This window comes from Enterobacter cloacae complex sp. P17RS, assembly GCF_014895885.1.
Classification (GTDB): Bacteria; Pseudomonadota; Gammaproteobacteria; order Enterobacterales; family Enterobacteriaceae; genus Enterobacter; species Enterobacter bugandensis.
On sequence record NZ_JADBQK010000031.1, the window covers coordinates 55,082 to 72,136 of the forward strand.

A 17,055-nucleotide genomic window follows, 5' to 3' on the forward strand; every position below is an offset into this window, starting at 1 on the left:
AACAGAACGCAGGGCGCGCAGCGTTGCAGACAAGCTGCTGAGCCAGCCGGCCTGCATAATGGATCAGCAACAGCCTGCCCATGAAGCGGGGCTCAGCATCAGAAGCATCAACTGTCTATTCAGTCAGCAGACCGGGCTGAGTTTCAGTCATTGGCACCAGCAGGCAAAGGTGGTGGCTTCACTGCGCTGGGTGTCAGAGGGATTGCCAGTCAGTGAAATCGCATCGCTGAGCGGTTATAGTAACGTCAGCGCCTATATTGACGTATTCCGTCAGAGCTTCGGTAAAACGCCCAGTCGGTTTAACTGAGAGCACGGCAGTACGGTGCATATCCGGTAAACATAAGTATATTCCCTGATTAACGAGAATTTACATACAGCCTTATAAAGCCTGAACAGAGCTTTGTGACGTGCATATATTAACCGCGCGCCTTATGCCGACTGACAGAGCGGCTGCATCCGTTACTCATCTGAATCCTGCTGCATCAACCAACGCGCGCACGTTGTCAAAGACATCGTTACCTTTATAATCACCTTCGTCTGGAGTTGTTGATAAAGCCTGCAGCGATACGCTCAGCGCCAGTATCAGTTTAGCGCGTTCTTCAGTTAGCATCGCTCTGGCTCAGTAAGAACAGTCCCCATGATTTCACTTTGACTAGGCTTAAACGTAGCTTTAAGACTCGCCTCCCGTTGTTTGCCAGGCATTGTACTTGATGACGGACAGGACGATTGCCGGCCTTAATGCAGCAATTGTTCTGCCGCGGGCCTTAATGAAATCCGCTGGCCCACATCTCACAATTACCTCAGCGAACTCAACGTTCGGAAGTCTTATCAGGTTTGGTGAACCACGGTCTGACCTGTTTTGGCATTACATTACACTGCCTGCACAACCTGTTGACATTCTCTTTGTACTCCCAAGCTCCGAGGCTTTGTGTTGCCAACTGTTCAGTTATGGGACCGCGCATGCTTGCCGCACTGGATGATAACCGCGACCGCTTCAACAGCGCCGAAGAAATTCAAAACTACGCTGGCGTTGGCAGTGTGCGAAGTTCGTCCGACAGACATTCGTGGAATGGACTGCGAAGACGGTTAACTCATCGTACTGGGCCAGCGAGAAAAAGGAAAATCGCATCAATCCGCTATCCGAGCTCTGGCGTTCAAATAGATCCGGATAATTTATAGCTGCTGGAAAAACAGAACCTGTTACGACGAAGCAAAGTATTTGCTGGCTCTCCAAGCGCGAAACTCGCCCTTACTGAAGCCATAAAAAGCTTGTCGAATGTCTCAGCGCGTGAAGCGGACATCACCTCCTGAGTGAGCCAGCGCACAAACCCGCACGAAACTCTTCGACGTGAATTTACATAACCTTATGAAATTTTATAACTGTATGGCATTTGCCTAACCCTTCCAGGGCAAAAATACATAACTACTCACCAACCCTGCTGCGTATAACTATAGCGGTGTTTTTCTCTCACTGAAGGTGACGCATGACACAACAACGCCATGAATTATCAGCCGATCATGAGGCGCATATCGCTTCTGCGATTGGCAAATTCTTCCGCCGCATTATCCCGATGCTGGCGCTGATGCTTATTATTAACCAGATTGATCGCGCCAACATTGGCTTCGTCAAAGCCCAGCTGCAAACCGATGCCGGAATCAGCGCGGCGGCCTTCGGCTTAGGCGCAGGACTGTTCTTTATCGGCTATGCGTTGTTTGAAGTGCCCAGCAATATGATGCTGAAGAAGTTCGGCGCAAGGGTGTGGCTCACGCGCATTATGATCACCTGGGGAACGGTGGTGGTACTTACCGGTTTCGTCAGCACGCCAATGCATTTTTATATGCTGCGTTTCCTGCTTGGCGTGGCGGAGGCGGGCTTCTTCCCTGGCGTGCTGTTCTATTTTCGTCAGTGGGTGCCCAATGCCTGGCGAGGCCGCGCAACCGCAATGGTATTGAGTGCAACCGCAAGCGCGTTTCTATTCTCTGGCCCGCTCACCGGCGCAATCCTGATGATGCACGATGTCGGCGGACTTGCGGGTTGGAAATGGGTCATGTTTCTGGAAGGCGGCGGATCGATAGTGATCGGCCTGCTGGCGGCGTTTGTACTGGTATCGAAGCCAGAAGGGGCGAAATGGCTCAGCGACGCGGAAAAACAGGCGCTCGCGCAGCAACTGGCAATTGAAGACGCGACGCGTGACGAGCGTGCCGTCACACAGGGACGCTGGGGATTGATCACCGATCGCAGCCTTATATTCTACTGCCTGATCTTCTTCACCATGACCATGACCGGTTACACGCTGGTGTTCTGGTTGCCGCAAATTATCCAGCGTATTCAGGGGTTCAACAGTTTCGAATCCGGACTGCTGACCGCCATCCCGTGGCTCTTCGCCATTGTTGCGCTGTTTCTGCTGGGCAAAGCCACCGACCGTTATCGCGATAAGCTGGAGAAAGGGCTGGGCATCGCCATGCTGATCGCCGCATGCGGCACCTTTATGGCCACGCTTGGCACGCCGTGGTTTGGCTTTGTGGCGATGATTGTGGCTTGCATCGGTTCCAAAGTCAGTGCCGCGTTCTTCTGGCCGATGCCGCAAAGCGAACTGCCCGTCTCGATAGCGGCACCGGGCATTGCGATGATCAACTCTGTCGGCAACCTTGGCGGATTCTTCGCACCCACGGTGTTTGGCTATCTGGAGATGCACACCGGCAGCACCACCGGCGGCCTCTACGCGCTGACCAGCGTGTCCGTGGTGACCGGCCTGTGGCTGTTGCTGCGCACCAAACCTGTTCCCCCCGCTTTAGGTCACAAGGAGAGACTTCATGTCAGACAGTCCAGTCATTAATACCATGCGCATCGTCCCAGTTGCTGGTTATGACAGCATGCTTTTGAATATCGGCGGTGCCCATAACTGCTTCTTCACGCGCATTATCGTGATCCTCACCGATTCTGCCGGGCATACCGGGGTGGGCGAAACGCCCTGTCATGCCTCGACGTTGCAGTTGCTGGAGCAGTTTCGCCCGCTGATTGTAGGCAGCTCGCTGCTGCGCCTGAATGCCACGCTGAGCCAGCTTTTCAACAGTGAGGCGCGTCAGAAGCACACTTCACACACCAACGACATCCACATTCCGCAGATGAATCCGGAGAAGTTTTATAACGCTGCGGCGGCGATTGAGGCCGCGCTACTAGACCTGCAAGGCAAGCTGTTTAACCTGCCGGTCGCCGATCTGCTTGCCAGCGGCAAACAGCGTGAGCGTATTCCGGTGCTGGGTTATCTGTTCTATATCGCCGATCGCAAGCGCACCACAATGCAGTACCGCTCGGGCGATAACGCGGCGGATGGCTGGTTCCGTCTGCGTCATGAGGCGGCAATGGACAGCGCTGGCGTTCAACGGCTGGCGGAAGCGGCAGTGGAGCAGTACGGCTTTCGTGACTTCAAGCTAAAAGGCGGCGTGCTGGCAGGCGAAGCGGAAGTGGAAACGGTTGAAGCGCTACTGGCGCGGTTTCCCGGCGCGCGCGTCACTGTCGACCCCAATGCCAGCTGGTCGCTGGATGAGGCGATTCGCTTTGGTAAACAGTTGGCAGGAAAGGTGCCCTATCTGGAAGATCCCTGTGGTGCTGAGCAAGGGTATTCAGGGCGGGAAACGCTTGCCGAATTCCGTCGCGCCACGGGCGTGGCGGTCGCGACCAATATGATTGCTAACGACTGGCGCCAATTACATCATGCGCTGCAACTTAACGCCATCGACATTCCGCTTGCCGATCCGCACTTCTGGACGATGCGCAATGCCAACGTGATAGCGCAATTGTGCAACGAATGGGGGCTGACCACCGGCTGCCACTCCAATAATCATTTTGATATCTCACTGGCAATGGTGGCGCACCTGGGCGCAGCGGCGCCTGGCGATCGTCAGACCGCCTTTGATACTCACTGGATTTGGCAGGATGGCCAGCAACTGACGCATCAACCGCCGCAGATCCGCGATGGCTATCTGGAATTACCGCCAGGCCCGGGTTTTGGCATCGAATTGAATATGGAACGCGTCGAGGAGGCGCATGCGCTTTACAACGCGCTGCCGGATAAGAACCGAAACGATGCGCTGGGGATGCAATTTTTAATTGATAACTGGCGCTATGATGCCAAACGTCCGTCAATGGTTCGCTAAGGAAGCGAAATGAAGAGAATATTACGTGCGGTGGCGCTCATGGCATCGATTGCCGCCAGCGCGCCACTGCTGGCGCAAACTTTTGTCTACATATTAGAAGCCAGTGATGGCACCATCGCACGCTACGCGCTGAACGAGTAAACCGACGCGCTGCAACTGCTGGGGTGACACTGACCCAAAATCCTGCTCCATTCAGAAACAGAATTCCGGCATGATAAACACTCCCCTGAACGGAGGTGGTGCCGATGAAAAAGTCACGATTTACCGAAGAGCAGATTGTCTTTGCCCTGTAGCAGGCCGAGCTGGGGATGTCCGTACCGGACGTCTGCCGCAAGCTGGGCATCTCCGACGCCACGTTTTACACCTGGTGTAAGAAATACGGTGGCATTTCACCCTCAGAACTAAAGCACATGCGCCAGCTGGAAGAGGAAAACCTGCGTCTGAAGAAACTGGTGGCCGATCTCAGCCTCGACAAGGCTATGCTGCAGGACGTGCTGGCAAAAAAGAACTGACGCTGGCACGCCTGCGCGAATGGATCAGGGATTTACAGGCCCGATACGGTGCCAGCGAAAGACAAATCTGTTTTGCGCTATGGCTCAGCCGCAGCTCGTTCCGGTACCATTCCGTTGCGGCAGACGACAGTGCGCTGCGCCTGCGCATCAGGGAGATTACCTAAACCAGGGTTCACCATGGCTACCGCAGGGTACACGTGATGCTCAGGCGGGAAAGCTGGCGTGATAACCACAAACGCATTTGCCGCCTGTACAGTGAACAGGGCCTGTCGCTGCGCCCCAAGCGTCCACGCCGTAATAAATCCGCACAGCGGCGACAGCCGCAGCCTCAGGGGCTGTATCCGAATCACGTCTGGGGCATGGATTTTGTCTCTGATGCGTTGTTTGACGGAAGGCGACTACGCCTGCTGACGGTTATAGACCTGTACACCCGCGAATGCCTGGGGATCTGCGTGGTGCAGAATCTGCGTTCAACAGAAGTGGCGGAAATGCTGAACAGCATAGAGCTCAGGCGTCCGTTACCTCAGATGCTGAAAACCGACAACGGCTCTGAATTTGCGGGGAAAATGCTGGACAGCTGGGTGTATGAACGGGGTATCCGTATCGACTTCTCACGCCCCAGAACGCCGACGGACAATGCGACGGTAGAGTCCTTCAACGGCAGGCTGCGACAGGAATGTCTGAACGAGAGCTGGTTCATGTCCCTGGAGGATGCGCGGTGCAAAATCGAAGCCTGGCGCATACACTATAACCAAAGTCGTCCCCATTCTGCGCTGGGCTGGATGACCCCCTCCGAATTTGCCGTAAAATCTGCCGGTTGCCAGAATATGCAGCCAGAATGAAGCCAGTTATTCCTGATTATGAATGGATCACATACGGGGAGCGGTTCAACAAACCGACATTATGGACTGACGGTTGTATCTAATACCGGGGGCAGGTCAAATCCTCTATGAGCTGTGAGTTCAACTGATGGATGCAACACACTGATTGAACCGTTCTGCGGGTGATTCATAGTCTAGCGTTTTTCTCGGTCTTTCGTTGAGCTGTCTGGCAACGCTGTTTAGTCTCTGCTGGCTGTGAATCGATAAGTCAGTTCTCTTTGGAAAATATTGTCTGAGCAACCTATTCGTATTTTCATTTGAGCCACCTGCCAGGGAGATTGAGGATCACAGAAGTAAATCTGGATGTCTGTAGCTACAGTAAATCGGGTGTGGCTGGTCATTTCAGCTCCTCGATCCCAGGTTAATGTTTTATAAAGCTCAACAGGTAATCCCCGGGCTTGCCTGATGAGTGCAGATATAACGGTTATGGTCTTGTTGTCCCTGATTTTGGCCAACATAACAAAGCGGGAATGGCGTTCTACGAGGGTGACGATACAGGAGTTTTTCGAGCCCTGGATCAGGTCACCTTCCCAGTGACCCGGTATGGCTCTGTCTGCGGCTTCAGGTGGCCTCTCGCTTATCTGTACCGCATTCGAGATTGATCCTAATCCTTTCCCTTTAAGCGATGACGTTCTGGATCTACGCACGGCTCTTCCGCTTCGGAGGCATTGCTGCAGTTCTTTTTTTAATGCCCCCCGAGTTTGTATGAAAAGCGTTTTATATATCGTTTCATGTAACACATGCATTTCCTGATTATCCGGATAACAGCGTTTCAGCCAACCGGCGATTTGTTCCGGCGACCAGTCCTGATGCATCTTCTCTGCGATGATTTTACAAAGTGTAGGTCTTTCAATTAGCTTGCAAGGTTTTGGTCTCAGAGCATTTTCCCACGCAGCAGCATCCGCTTTTGATGCACGATATTGTTTTGCACCACCGTGCCTCTTAATCTCGCGGCTAATCGTTGAGGGAGCTCTCGATAGTTTGTTTGCGATCGCTCTGATGCTGATTTTTGCTACAAGCGCTCTGGATATTTCCTCTCTTTCATCAAGTGAAAGCGCTAACGGGTGCCGCTTTCCGACAGGGGGACGGTATCCACCAGTCTGGTGGATAGTGGGCATAATAGAAGAATGATATCTGTCGAACATTCTGGCGATATCATGCACGGAATCACCTTGTTTGTATCTGTCTTGGATAATCGCTTTCTGTTCCGACGTTTAGTAAATCCGCGTTCTTCGTTTCATGGCAACGTCCCCCTTGATTAAGGATAGCGTTGCATCGACCCGTTGAACTCACAGCAAAAAGCGAACAAACCGCTTTTTGCTAACAAGTCTTATTGGCCTCAGTCAGTACTATTTTTATAGCAGGTACGACCGCACAAGTAGGCTTCCCAGCGCCACAATTAGGGAACATTGAATGCCTATAAACAGATTTATTTAACCCACAACTAATGGTGGTCATTTTGGTGGTCTTGACAGGATGAAGATTCAAGTTTAGCTTCCTTATTAGCCAGTTACTGGCAAAGGTGATCCCAGTCAGAGGAGCCAAATTTGAAAAGCCTGCTTTTGAAGCAGGCTTTTTGCTTTTCTGCGTCGGGTAGAATTGTCAGCTGGCGGCTGCGCCTGACCCGACCTACAAATCAGCGGACCGTTGATCGTCAAATAAAAAAGGCCCCCTGTCACCAGAGAGCCTTTTTCACAATTCGCTGCGATTATTCGCTTTTAGCTTCGGCGTTTTTGATTTCGCCCATCACTTTCAGCTTTTTGGAGATGTCGCGACGCTCTTTGGACAGCTCGGCATTTTTGATGATGTAATCATCAACGCGGTCTTCATAGTCGCTCTTCATGCTGGCGATGATGCCCTGAATAGCTTCAACGCTCATGCCCGGCTTGATGTAGTCGCTCAGGTTGTCGAGCAGCAGAACACGTTTCTGGTTGTCACGGATCTTCTTCTCAACGTCCTGGATTTCACGCTGCAGTTTGTTTTTGCGGCGGAACAGGCGGACGAATTCCAGAACATCCTGGAACGAAGGCTTGATAGTTTCCATTTTTACACCCCTGATAATGTGAGATTCGGATTCGTTAAAGCAACCGTTGTAACAATAACCTTACTGACAGCGGCTGCGAATGACAATGGCTATATCGTTTAAAGCTATCATAACCCCAATTGCTGCTGAATCGAAGCAGCAGGCGTCACATCCGCGTTTTATTTGCGCAGCGCCCGACAAATCAGGTGCGATAGCAGTTCAAGCTGTCGCGCCAGCTCCAGGCTCAGCCAGACATAGCCGTGAATGGGCGTTTCCGCCACGTTATCGCCCTGCCGCTCGTTGATTAACTGCTTCAGTTCCGCCACGATTTCATTGAGACGCTCGCTGTTCGCCAGAACGGGCTGCGGGTTGCCTTCATAGAGCGCATGGGCGATGGTCAGCAGGGTCTGCTGCGTCATCATCTGCGTCTCTTTGAGGGTTTGGGCGTTAAGCATCAACAGATGGCTGGGACGCGTGGCCCAGTGCGCGTTGATTTGCAGTTCAAGCATGCACACCAGATTGCGGCTGACCGTCTGGATAGCTTCGAAAATCGCTTTCTGAATATGGGTCTCTTTACTGGCTGGTACTATCAGGCCGCGCATTTTGACCACGTCGTTGAGGATGGTTTGCAGATGCTTTTCCAGCCGGGGACGCTCAACCAGATTCGGTGAAAACCCCGCCTGGTAGACGCGGTTAAACGCCGTGACGTAGTTAGCCATCTGGATACGCCAGTGCAGAAAAGCCCGCTGCGGCCAGATGCCGGTAAACAGCATGGCGAGCAGCGAGCCCAGAATAACATCCCCGCTTCGCCACATCGCCGTGGTCATATCCCCTGCTGGCGCGCCGACCACGACCGCGAGAGTGATACCAATCAGCAGCGCCTGATAAGGACGTTTGCCCAGCGCCAGCCAGCCGCACAGGAACATGGCGGCACCGCACCATGCCAGCATCACTGGAAATGAGATGAGCTCAAGCTTCAGGGCAATCAGCCCCAGGGCAGAGCCAAGCACGGTACCACCTATTCGCTCGAAGGCGCGCGGGACAACGTTTCCCCAAAATGAGATTGGCCCCATCACCACCACCAGCGTGATCAGCGGCCACGTTCCTTCCGGTATATCCAGCAACCTGACCAGTACAAAGGTCAACACGAACGCCAGCGCGATGCGACACCCGTGCACCACGCGGTAATGTTTATATAAGCGAATTTCAAAAGGGGTTAATGATTTGTCGGGACGCACACCCGCTCTCCAGCAACACGGCAAATCACAATTGTACTGTGTTTTCAGCCGGGCGGATCGCTCCCGGCTGAAAAACCCTTCATTGAGCAGGCTTAAACCGTTTTGTGCTCTACCGCGATAAACATTTCAATATCCCAGTAGCCGTCCGCGTTGCCATCATTGAGATAGCGCTCAAAGCAGGGCTTAAGCGCCATCTGATATTTATTATCCTGCAGCAGGGAATTAAAGAACTGATACCACGGAGTTGCAAAGTCGTAGTTTTCCACGCGCGCCGTCGCCACGGCATAATCACCGGCCGCGATTTCCGTCATCATCACCCCTTCGCTGTTTTCCGGGATGACGAAATCATCCGGTACGGTAACGGCCGTATCGCAGCGCAGTTTTTCTGCCGGAACCTCATCGGGGTTATCGTAATAGACCGCCACCCACTCCAGCGGCTCAATGTGACGCCCGTCTACCCACATGACCAGCTGTTCAAAGCCCTGCTTGACCGTTTTTTCCCACGGCCCAACAAGATGAAAACCCGCAATCTTACGTTTCTGTTGCTGCTTGATGCTGTAGTCCATGCTGCCTCCGATTAGCACTGTATATTTATACACTATAAAGCAGGATTTCTATTATCGGCAAACGAGGAGTGTTTATTATGTGAGCAGACTCGCAACCCTGCCAGTCTGCCCATCAGCGGTTAAAGCGTGTGGTGAAGATAATCGCTCAGGCGTGAGAATACGCCTCCCTTATCAACGGCTTCCAGAGTGACCAGAGGCCAGTGCGCCACGACCTTGTCGCGGTCATAGAGCTGGATCTCCCCGACCCGCTGATGCGCGGCAATCGGTGCTTCCAGCTCTTTTTTATCCAGCACGTATTTGGCTTTGATGTTCGGTACTTCCGCTTTCGGCAGGGCCAGCCAGAAGTCCTGGTCGGTGCCCAGTTTCACCTGTTCTTTATCGCCGTACCAGATACGCTCTGTTCCGACTTTTTTACCGTTATGCAGGATCTGCACCGTATCGAAGTTCTGTTGTCCCCAGTGCAGGAGCTTACGCGCCTGGTCCTCGCGCCCTTTCGGGCTGTCCGCGCCCATCACCACCGCAATCAAACGACGCTGACCGTCCACCGCGGAGGCAATAAGGTTAAAGCCTGCTCCTGAGGTATGCCCCGTTTTCAGGCCGTCCACGTTCATGGTTTTATCCCACAGCAGGCCGTTACGGTTTTGCTGGGTGATGCCGTTCCAGGTAAGACTCTTTTCGCTGTACATATGATAAAACTCTGGCTCACCGTGAATGATGGCCCGGGAGAGCACGGCCAGGTCATAGGCCGAGCTGTGCTGGCCCGGCGCGTCCAGACCGTGGACGGTTTCAAAGTGCGTATCACGCAGGTTCAGCTTCTGCACGTAGTCGTTCATCATCTTCACGAACTGCGGCTGCCCGCCCGCCACGTGATCGGCCAGCGCCACGCAGGCATCGTTGCCGGAATCGACAATCAGACCGCGGCTTAAGTCACGCACGGTGACGCGATCGCCCTCTTTCAGGAACATCAGCGACGAACCGTCAAACACCGGGTTGCCCTTTGCCCACGCATCGCGCCCTACGGTGACGATGTCATCCGGCGAAATGCGATGGCTGTCAATGGCCCGATCCACCACATAACCCGTCATCAGCTTGGTGAGGCTCGCCGGGTTACGTTGCTGATGTTCGTTGCCCGCCGTTAAAATTTGACCAGTCGTGTAATCCATCAGCACCCAGGAGCCAGCCTGAATGGCCGGAGGCTGCGGCGAAAAATCCAGTGGTTCGGCCGCAAAAGCAGATGAGACACTCGAAGCGAGTAAAGAAACAGCAATAAACAGACGGCGTTTCAACGGTATATCCTCAGGTCATTAAAAATCGATGACCTTTTTACGGGACTTCTGATGTCGTTACCTGGCTTAATTGCAAAAAAATGTGACAGAACGCAGGTTTTACGCGGAAGCGGTCTCGCAAATTTGCGACGCGGCGGCGCTTTTTATTCGGTCTGACCCGCACGATCGTTTACCATAGTGACGTCATTTTTTAACAGGATGGTATTACTGGTGTCTGACTCTGCCGCACGCCCGACTTTTTTATTCCACGACTACGAAACCTTTGGCACGCATCCGGCGCTGGACCGACCGGCGCAGTTTGCCGCCATCCGCACCGATGACGAATTCAACATCATTGGCGAGCCTGAGGTCTTTTACTGTAAACCGGCTGATGACTACCTGCCGCAGCCCGGCGCGGTAATGGTCACCGGGATCACGCCGCAGGAAGCACGGGAAAAAGGCGTTAACGAAGCAGAGTTCGCCCGCCGTATCCACGATCTGTTTACCGTGCCTAATACCTGCGTGGTCGGTTACAACAACATCCGCTTCGATGATGAAGTGACGCGCAATATCTTCTATCGCAACTTCTACGATCCGTACGCCTGGAGCTGGCAGAACCGCAATTCACGCTGGGATCTGCTCGACATCATGCGCGCCTGTTATGCCCTGCGCCCTGAAGGCATTAACTGGCCGGAAAATGAGGAAGGGCTGACCAGCTTCCGGCTGGAACACCTGACGCGCGCCAACGGCATCGAGCACAGCAATGCCCACGATGCGATGGCAGACGTTTATGCCACCATTGCCATGGCGAAGCTGGTGAAAACCGCACAACCCCGGCTGTTTGAATATCTGCTGAGCCACCGAAGCAAGCAGAAGCTCATGACCCTTATCGACGTACCGCAGATGAAGCCCCTGGTGCATATCTCCGGCATGTTTGGCGCCTCGCGCGGCAATACCAGCTGGGTTGCGCCGCTGGCGTGGCACCCGGATAACCGTAATGCGGTTATCATGGTGGACCTGGCGGGCGATATTTCGCCGCTGCTGGAGCTTGACAGCGATACCCTGCGCGAACGGCTTTACACCCCGAAAAATGAACTCGGGGATCTGCCTGCGGTGCCGGTTAAGCTGGTGCACATCAATAAATGTCCGGTGCTGGCGCAGGCGAACACGCTGCGTCCGGAAGATGCCGACAGGCTGGGCATTAACCGTCAGCACTGCCTGGATAACCTGAAAGTGCTTCGCGATAACCCGCAGGTGCGCGAGAAAGTGGTCGCCATCTTTGCCGAGGCGGAGCCGTTCGTGCCGTCCGAAAACGTGGATGCCCAGCTCTACAACGGCTTCTTCAGCGATGCCGACCGTGCAGCCATGAATATTGTTCTGCAAACCGAGCCGCGTAACTTACCTGCGCTGGACATCACCTTCGCAGATAAGCGCATCGAAAAGCTGATGTTTAACTACCGGGCGCGCAATTATCCCGGCACGCTGGATGAAGCAGAACAGGCGCGCTGGCTGCAGCACCGTCGAAACGTGTTTACGCCAGAGTATCTGCAGCATTACGCGCAGGAGCTTGAGTCGTTATACAACCAGCATGAAGGCAACGCAGAAAAACAGATCCTGTTAAAAGCCCTGTTCCAGTACGCGCAAGAGATAGTCTGAAGTGAGATATAAAAAAACCGGAGACAAGGTCTCCGGTTTTTTTTTGATACGTTAAGACTTAAGCAACGTCTTCGTACTGAGGAACCGGGTTACGGAAGCTCTTCGTGACACAGGCCAGGTACACCAGGCCGATACCTGCCCAAATCAGGCCAAGCACCATCGAGCTCTCTTCCAGGTTAACCCACAGCGCGCCCACGGTCAGGGCACCGCACATCGGCAGGAACAGATACTGGAAGTGATCTTTCAGCGTCTTGTTACGCTTTTCACGGATCCAGAACTGAGAGATAACCGACAGGTTAACAAAGGTGAACGCCACCAGCGCACCGAAGTTAATCAGCGCCGTTGCCATCACCAGGTCAAAGTTAATCGCCAGAAGCGCGATCGCACCGACCAGGATAATGTTCATCGCCGGGGTACGCCAGGTTGGATGCACGTAGCCGAAGAAGCTTTTCGGGAATACGCCATCACGACCCATTACGTACATCAGACGCGCAACGCCTGCATGCGCGGCCATACCGGACGCCAGTACGGTGATGGTGGAGAAGATCAGCGCGCCGACCTGGAACGCTTTACCCGCCACATAGAGCATGATTTCCGGCTGAGACGCATCCGGATCCTTGAAGCGCGAGATATCCGGGAAGTACAGTTGCAGGAAATAGGTCGAGAAAATAAAGATCAGACCGCCAATCAGCGCCGTCAGGAAGATGGCACGCGGGATCACGCGCTCTGCATCCTTCGTTTCCTCAGACAGGTTGCTAATCCCGTCGAAACCGGTAAAGGAGAAGCACAGAATCGTCGCCCCGGTAATCATCGGGATCACATGCGCATCACCAGACCAGAACGGTTTGCTGCTCGCCAGGGTGCCCGCGCCTTCGCCGTGGAATACGCCATAGATCACCATGCCAAGAATCACGGCAATCAGGACAACCTGAAGCACAACGATAACGGAGTTAAAGTTGGCAACGGACTTGATGCTGCGCAGGTTAAAGGCCGTCATAAAGGCTACCAGCGCCACGACGAAGATCCACGAGGGAATCGATGGCACCAGCGCTTCAAAATAGATTTTTGCCAGCAGAATGTTGATCATCGGAGCGAACAGGTAGTCGAGCAGCGAAGACCAGCCCACCATAAAGCCAACCGTCGGGCTGATAGATTTCTGGGCATAGGTGTAGGCGGAACCTGCAGACGGATAGCGACGCACCAGTTTACCGTAGCTCAGCGCGGTAAAGAGGATCGCAATCAGCGCAAAGCCGTAAGCCGTCGGCACATGACCGTCAGTGAGGCCCGATACGATACCGAATGTATCGAACAGCGTCATCGGTTGCATATAGGCAAGGCCCATCATAACAACCGGAATCAACGTAAGCGTTTTACGTAATTCCACGCGAGAGGTGTTTGGAGTTGCGTTATGCGACATAGTTATTCTCCTTTACGGTGATAACCGCCACGTAAGCGAAAAATTGCCCCATTTCTTTCTTCCTCAGCGACAACAACTGTCGGATTTTAGTAAATATCTATCCGGTACGAAGCCCGGCCTCTTGGTTTTTAGTTTCGTTTCGTACATGCAAAAAAAAATAACCGACGCCTTTTATATCGTCGATTATTCATTTGGTTGCAGCGGCGGCATTTTGCCCCACATCGGATACAAAAGGCAATACTTTGCAACGCACCGGGTCATTTTCTTTTTTCTAACTGGCTGATTTCTCGGCGCTCCCCTGAGAGTAAACTGCAGCGATAGCACTATTTGCTAAAATTTCGTCCCGCCACCAGGCGCTGGCCAGCCCGGCGGTTTGTTCATTCCAGCCGACCCACACCGATTCGTTACTGCTTCGCGCAAGCACCTGTTTTTCAACAAGCGCACCGCTATCAATAAAGCGCTGCGCCAGATAGCGCGGCAAATAGCCGCAGCCCAGACCGCTAATTTGCAGCTCCAGCTTGGTTTTAAAGTCAAAAACGGTAATGGCCTCCTGCTCATCCAGCAGCTGCGAGGAAACCGCACATTCGGGGCGCGAGCTGTCCCCGACTACTATTGCGCGGTACCCCTTAATAACGCGGCGGTTAAGAGGATCAGGCTCCTGAGCCAGCGGATGATGGGGCGCCACGGCAAATACCTGCTCCAGCACGCCCAGGCGGGCAAAACCAAAGTCACTCAACTGGGGAGGCTCGTGCAGGGCACCGACAAAGATGTCCGCCCTGCCCTGGGTTAAAGCCTCCCAGGAGCCGCCCAGCACCCCGTTGATGAAGATCAGCCGGGTGACGCTGTGATGCTGGTAAAACGCTTCAATGAGCGGCGTCAGCAGAGAAAACGGAAAGGTATCATCCACGCCAATCACCAGCTCATTCTCCCATCCCTGATGGAGCTTGACGGCCTGCTTTTCCAGCTCGCGAACGGTATGAAGAACGTCACGACCTTTTTCCAGCAGCATCTGCCCGGTGCGGGTAAACCGCGCGCGGTGCCCGGTGCGATCGAGGATCTGAATATTGAGGTCGCTTTCCAGTTTTTGAACGGTATAGCTCAGGGCCGAAGGGGTTTTGTAAAGCTTTGCCGAGGCAGCCGCAAAGCTCCCCTCTTTTTCCAGTGCATCCAGAATAATAAGAACATCCAGCAGCGGTTTCATGCTCGCCCCCTTCTGGTGTGCGATTGTCTCCGCTGCGGGGCTTATTCCATGGGCATCACCAGCGGATCGGGATACTGATACTCAAACCCCAGCTCATGGCAAATGCGATTGCCATCAACAATTTTGCCTTTACTTTCGTTCTTTGCCTCACCAAAAACCGGCGGAGCCAACCCAAGCTGGCGTGCCATGAGCGGGTAAAACGTGCTGCGCGCCGGATGAGACGGTGCACATATATTATAGATGTGTCCGCCTTTTGGAGCCTGTAAGAGTAGCTCAATCGCGCCAATAACATCTTCAAGATGCACAAGATTCACGCCATGCTGACCGTCTGGTGCAGTCTTACCGGCAAAGAAGCGCCCCGGATGACGCCCCGGGCCAACCAGCCCCGCCAGACGAACGATATCGACCTGCGTGCCGGGAAGGTTATGCAGCCAGTCTTCCAGATCTTTCAGGACCTGACCGCTCGCGGTTACGGGACGGCGCTCGGAACTCTCTTTCACCACGCCCTCAGCATCGCCATAAACCGACGTCGAGCTGGTAAAAATTATGCGCGGGACGTGATGCGCCAGCGCGCTGTCGACAATCTCCTGCATCGCCTGCAGGTAGAATGATTCGCCCGGGCCACTGCGCCGTGCGGGTAGCGTAATCACCAGCGCATCTACGTTCATCAGCGTGTCCAGATCGTCCGCATCACACACCAGCTCCGGCTCCAGACGCAGTTCAACGCCATCAATACCGCACATGCGTGCCGCTTCGACCCCATCCCGGGTGGTCTTGCTCCCGGTCACCTGCCAGCCTTTCGCGGCTAATGACATCGCCAGCGGCATTCCCAGCCATCCTAAACCGACAATCGCGACCTTTTTCATGCGAATTCTCCTGACTCTCACTCGTCTTTCATAAGGCTACGCCAGCCCGGCAGAACACACAATTCATAGCATCAATATGAAATGAATTAATGATCAAAAAAAGCCCTTGCAATATGTCGTACAACTGGTTTAGGTTAAAAGACATCAAATGAATAAGCATTCATCGAGAATTTATATGACACGCGTTCAATTTAAACACCACCATCATCACCATCATCCTGACTAGTCTTTCAGGCGATGTGTGCTGGAAGACGTTTGGATCTTCCAGTGGTGCATGAACGCATGAAAAAGCCCCCGGAAGATCTTCTTCCGGGGGCTTTTTTTTGGACCAAATTCAGACAGGTTAAAACAGGTTAACGAGGAATAAAGAATGTTAGATAACTCACGTTTACGCATAGCTATTCAAAAATCAGGCCGTTTGAGTGACGATTCACGCGAACTGCTGGCCCGCTGCGGGATCAAAATCAACCTGCACACCCAGCGCCTGATTGCTCTGGCTGAAAACATGCCGATCGACATTCTGCGCGTGCGTGATGACGATATTCCCGGCCTTGTGATGGACGGCGTCGTTGACCTCGGCATCATCGGTGAAAACGTGCTGGAAGAAGAACTGCTGACCCGCCGCGCGCAGGGTGAAGACCCGCGTTACTTTACCCTGCGTCGTCTGGACTTCGGCGGCTGCCGCCTGTCGCTGGCAACGCCGGTTGATGAAGCGTGGGACGGCCCGGCCGCGCTGAACGGCAAACGTATCGCCACCTCTTACCCTCACCTGTTGAAGCGCTATCTCGACCAGAAAGGCGTGCAGTTTAAATCCTGCCTGCTGAACGGCTCCGTTGAAGTGGCACCGCGTGCGGGTCTGGCGGACGCCATCTGTGACCTCGTCTCCACTGGTGCCACCCTGGAAGCGAACGGGCTACGCGAAGTGGAAGTCATCTACCGCTCTAAAGCGTGCCTGATTCAGCGCGACGGCGAGATGGCCGACGCCAAACAGCAGCTGATCGACAAGCTGCTGACCCGTATTCAGGGCGTGATTCAGGCGCGTGAGTCCAAATACATCATGATGCACGCTCCAACCGAGCGTCTGGATGAAGTGATTGCCCTGCTGCCGGGCGCTGAGCGACCAACCATCCTGCCGCTGGCGGGCGATCAGCAGCGCGTGGCGATGCACATGGTGAGCAGCGAAACCCTGTTCTGGGAAACCATGGAAAAACTGAAGGCACTGGGCGCAAGCTCCATCCTGGTGCTGCCAATTGAGAAGATGATGGAGTAATG

16 protein-coding genes, 3 pseudogenes and 1 other annotated feature are annotated in these 17,055 nt (G+C 53.9%); of the genes and pseudogenes, 9 read left to right on the forward strand and 10 right to left on the reverse strand.

The window, feature by feature from the left end:
• Positions 1 to 307 (forward strand): helix-turn-helix domain-containing protein (locus IM265_RS20450; RefSeq protein ID WP_193056016.1); only part of this gene is annotated, 307 nt, incomplete at its 5' end.
• 156 nt (positions 308 to 463) lie between these two features.
• Here IM265_RS20450 and IM265_RS20455 read toward each other — a convergent pair.
• Positions 464 to 610 (reverse strand): hypothetical protein, encoded by a 147-nt coding sequence (locus tag IM265_RS20455; protein ID WP_154400831.1) that lies wholly within the window; start codon positions 608 to 610, stop codon positions 464 to 466.
• A gap of 338 nt (positions 611 to 948) precedes the next feature.
• On the opposite strand from IM265_RS20455, the pseudogene IM265_RS20460 reads away from it, so the two are divergent.
• The 5 genes and pseudogenes from IM265_RS20460 to IM265_RS20480 form a co-directional block, all read left to right on the forward strand.
• Positions 949 to 1,264 (forward strand): annotated as a pseudogene (locus tag IM265_RS20460) (IS110 family transposase); the annotation flags it as partial.
• A 220-nt stretch (positions 1,265 to 1,484) separates the two neighbouring features.
• On the forward strand, positions 1,485 to 2,837 hold the full coding sequence (locus IM265_RS20465; RefSeq protein WP_047955839.1) for an MFS transporter: 1,353 nt from the start codon (positions 1,485 to 1,487) through the stop codon (positions 2,835 to 2,837).
• Complete coding sequence (locus IM265_RS20470; protein ID WP_047062999.1) at positions 2,815 to 4,158, forward strand: enolase C-terminal domain-like protein; 1,344 nt, start codon at positions 2,815 to 2,817, stop codon at positions 4,156 to 4,158. The genes IM265_RS20465 and IM265_RS20470 overlap by 23 nt, the downstream gene beginning before the upstream one ends.
• A 9-nt stretch (positions 4,159 to 4,167) precedes the next feature.
• Positions 4,168 to 4,299 (forward strand): hypothetical protein, encoded by a 132-nt coding sequence (locus IM265_RS22145; RefSeq protein ID WP_255467567.1) that lies wholly within the window; start codon positions 4,168 to 4,170, stop codon positions 4,297 to 4,299.
• 161 nt (positions 4,300 to 4,460) lie between these two features.
• Positions 4,461 to 5,512: pseudogene (locus IM265_RS20480) on the forward strand (IS3 family transposase).
• A gap of 120 nt (positions 5,513 to 5,632) precedes the next feature.
• On the opposite strand, the pseudogene IM265_RS20485 reads toward IM265_RS20480, so the two are convergent.
• The 5 genes and pseudogenes from IM265_RS20485 to dacD form a co-directional block, all read right to left on the reverse strand.
• A pseudogene (locus tag IM265_RS20485) lies at positions 5,633 to 6,747 on the reverse strand (IS30 family transposase).
• A gap of 512 nt (positions 6,748 to 7,259) precedes the next feature.
• Entirely contained in the window at positions 7,260 to 7,595 is a 336-nt protein-coding gene (locus IM265_RS20490; RefSeq protein WP_028013754.1) for a DUF496 family protein, read from the reverse strand.
• Between the two features lie 158 nt (positions 7,596 to 7,753).
• Positions 7,754 to 8,812: an FUSC family protein gene (locus IM265_RS20495; protein WP_028013755.1), complete on the reverse strand. Its 1,059-nt coding sequence runs from the start codon at positions 8,810 to 8,812 to the stop codon at positions 7,754 to 7,756.
• Between the two features lie 92 nt (positions 8,813 to 8,904).
• Positions 8,905 to 9,378, reverse strand: a complete 474-nt coding sequence (gene sbmC, locus IM265_RS20500) for a DNA gyrase inhibitor SbmC (RefSeq protein ID WP_028013756.1) — start codon at positions 9,376 to 9,378, stop codon at positions 8,905 to 8,907.
• Positions 9,379 to 9,497: 119 nt separating this feature from the next.
• The gene (gene dacD, locus IM265_RS20505) at positions 9,498 to 10,664 is read right to left on the reverse strand and encodes a serine-type D-Ala-D-Ala carboxypeptidase DacD (protein WP_028013757.1); all 1,167 of its coding nucleotides are present in this window, start codon (positions 10,662 to 10,664) and stop codon (positions 9,498 to 9,500) included.
• Positions 10,665 to 10,862: 198 nt separating this feature from the next.
• Here dacD and sbcB point away from each other — a divergent pair, with 198 nt between their 5' ends.
• On the forward strand, positions 10,863 to 12,299 hold the full coding sequence (sbcB, locus tag IM265_RS20510; protein WP_370551787.1) for an exodeoxyribonuclease I: 1,437 nt from the start codon (positions 10,863 to 10,865) through the stop codon (positions 12,297 to 12,299).
• A gap of 58 nt (positions 12,300 to 12,357) precedes the next feature.
• On the opposite strand, the gene plaP is transcribed toward sbcB, so the two are convergent.
• The 4 genes from plaP to IM265_RS20530 form a co-directional block, all read right to left on the reverse strand.
• A complete protein-coding gene (gene plaP / locus IM265_RS20515) occupies positions 12,358 to 13,716 on the reverse strand; it encodes a putrescine/proton symporter PlaP (protein ID WP_028013759.1) in 1,359 nt (452 codons plus the stop codon).
• Positions 13,706 to 13,768 carry a membrane protein YoeI gene (gene yoeI / locus IM265_RS20520; protein WP_099458931.1) on the reverse strand — a complete coding sequence of 21 codons (63 nt, stop codon included), beginning with the start codon at positions 13,766 to 13,768 and terminating at the stop codon, positions 13,706 to 13,708. The genes plaP and yoeI overlap by 11 nt, the downstream gene beginning before the upstream one ends.
• A gap of 219 nt (positions 13,769 to 13,987) precedes the next feature.
• The gene (locus tag IM265_RS20525) at positions 13,988 to 14,917 is read right to left on the reverse strand and encodes a LysR substrate-binding domain-containing protein (protein WP_193031622.1); all 930 of its coding nucleotides are present in this window, start codon (positions 14,915 to 14,917) and stop codon (positions 13,988 to 13,990) included.
• A gap of 41 nt (positions 14,918 to 14,958) precedes the next feature.
• Positions 14,959 to 15,783, reverse strand: coding sequence for an SDR family oxidoreductase (locus tag IM265_RS20530; protein WP_193031620.1), 825 nt, complete (start codon positions 15,781 to 15,783; stop codon positions 14,959 to 14,961).
• Positions 15,784 to 15,958: 175 nt separating this feature from the next.
• Here IM265_RS20530 and hisL point away from each other — a divergent pair, with 175 nt between their 5' ends.
• Together hisL and hisG are read left to right on the forward strand one after the other, a co-directional pair.
• Positions 15,959 to 16,009: a his operon leader peptide gene (gene hisL / locus IM265_RS20535; RefSeq protein ID WP_001364200.1), complete on the forward strand. Its 51-nt coding sequence runs from the start codon at positions 15,959 to 15,961 to the stop codon at positions 16,007 to 16,009.
• Positions 15,985 to 16,108: a sequence feature (His leader region), on the forward strand. (Overlaps the previous gene by 25 nt.)
• Positions 16,109 to 16,153: 45 nt before the next feature.
• The gene (gene hisG / locus IM265_RS20540) at positions 16,154 to 17,053 is read left to right on the forward strand and encodes an ATP phosphoribosyltransferase (protein WP_000886595.1); all 900 of its coding nucleotides are present in this window, start codon (positions 16,154 to 16,156) and stop codon (positions 17,051 to 17,053) included.
• Positions 17,054 to 17,055 lie beyond the last annotated feature (2 nt).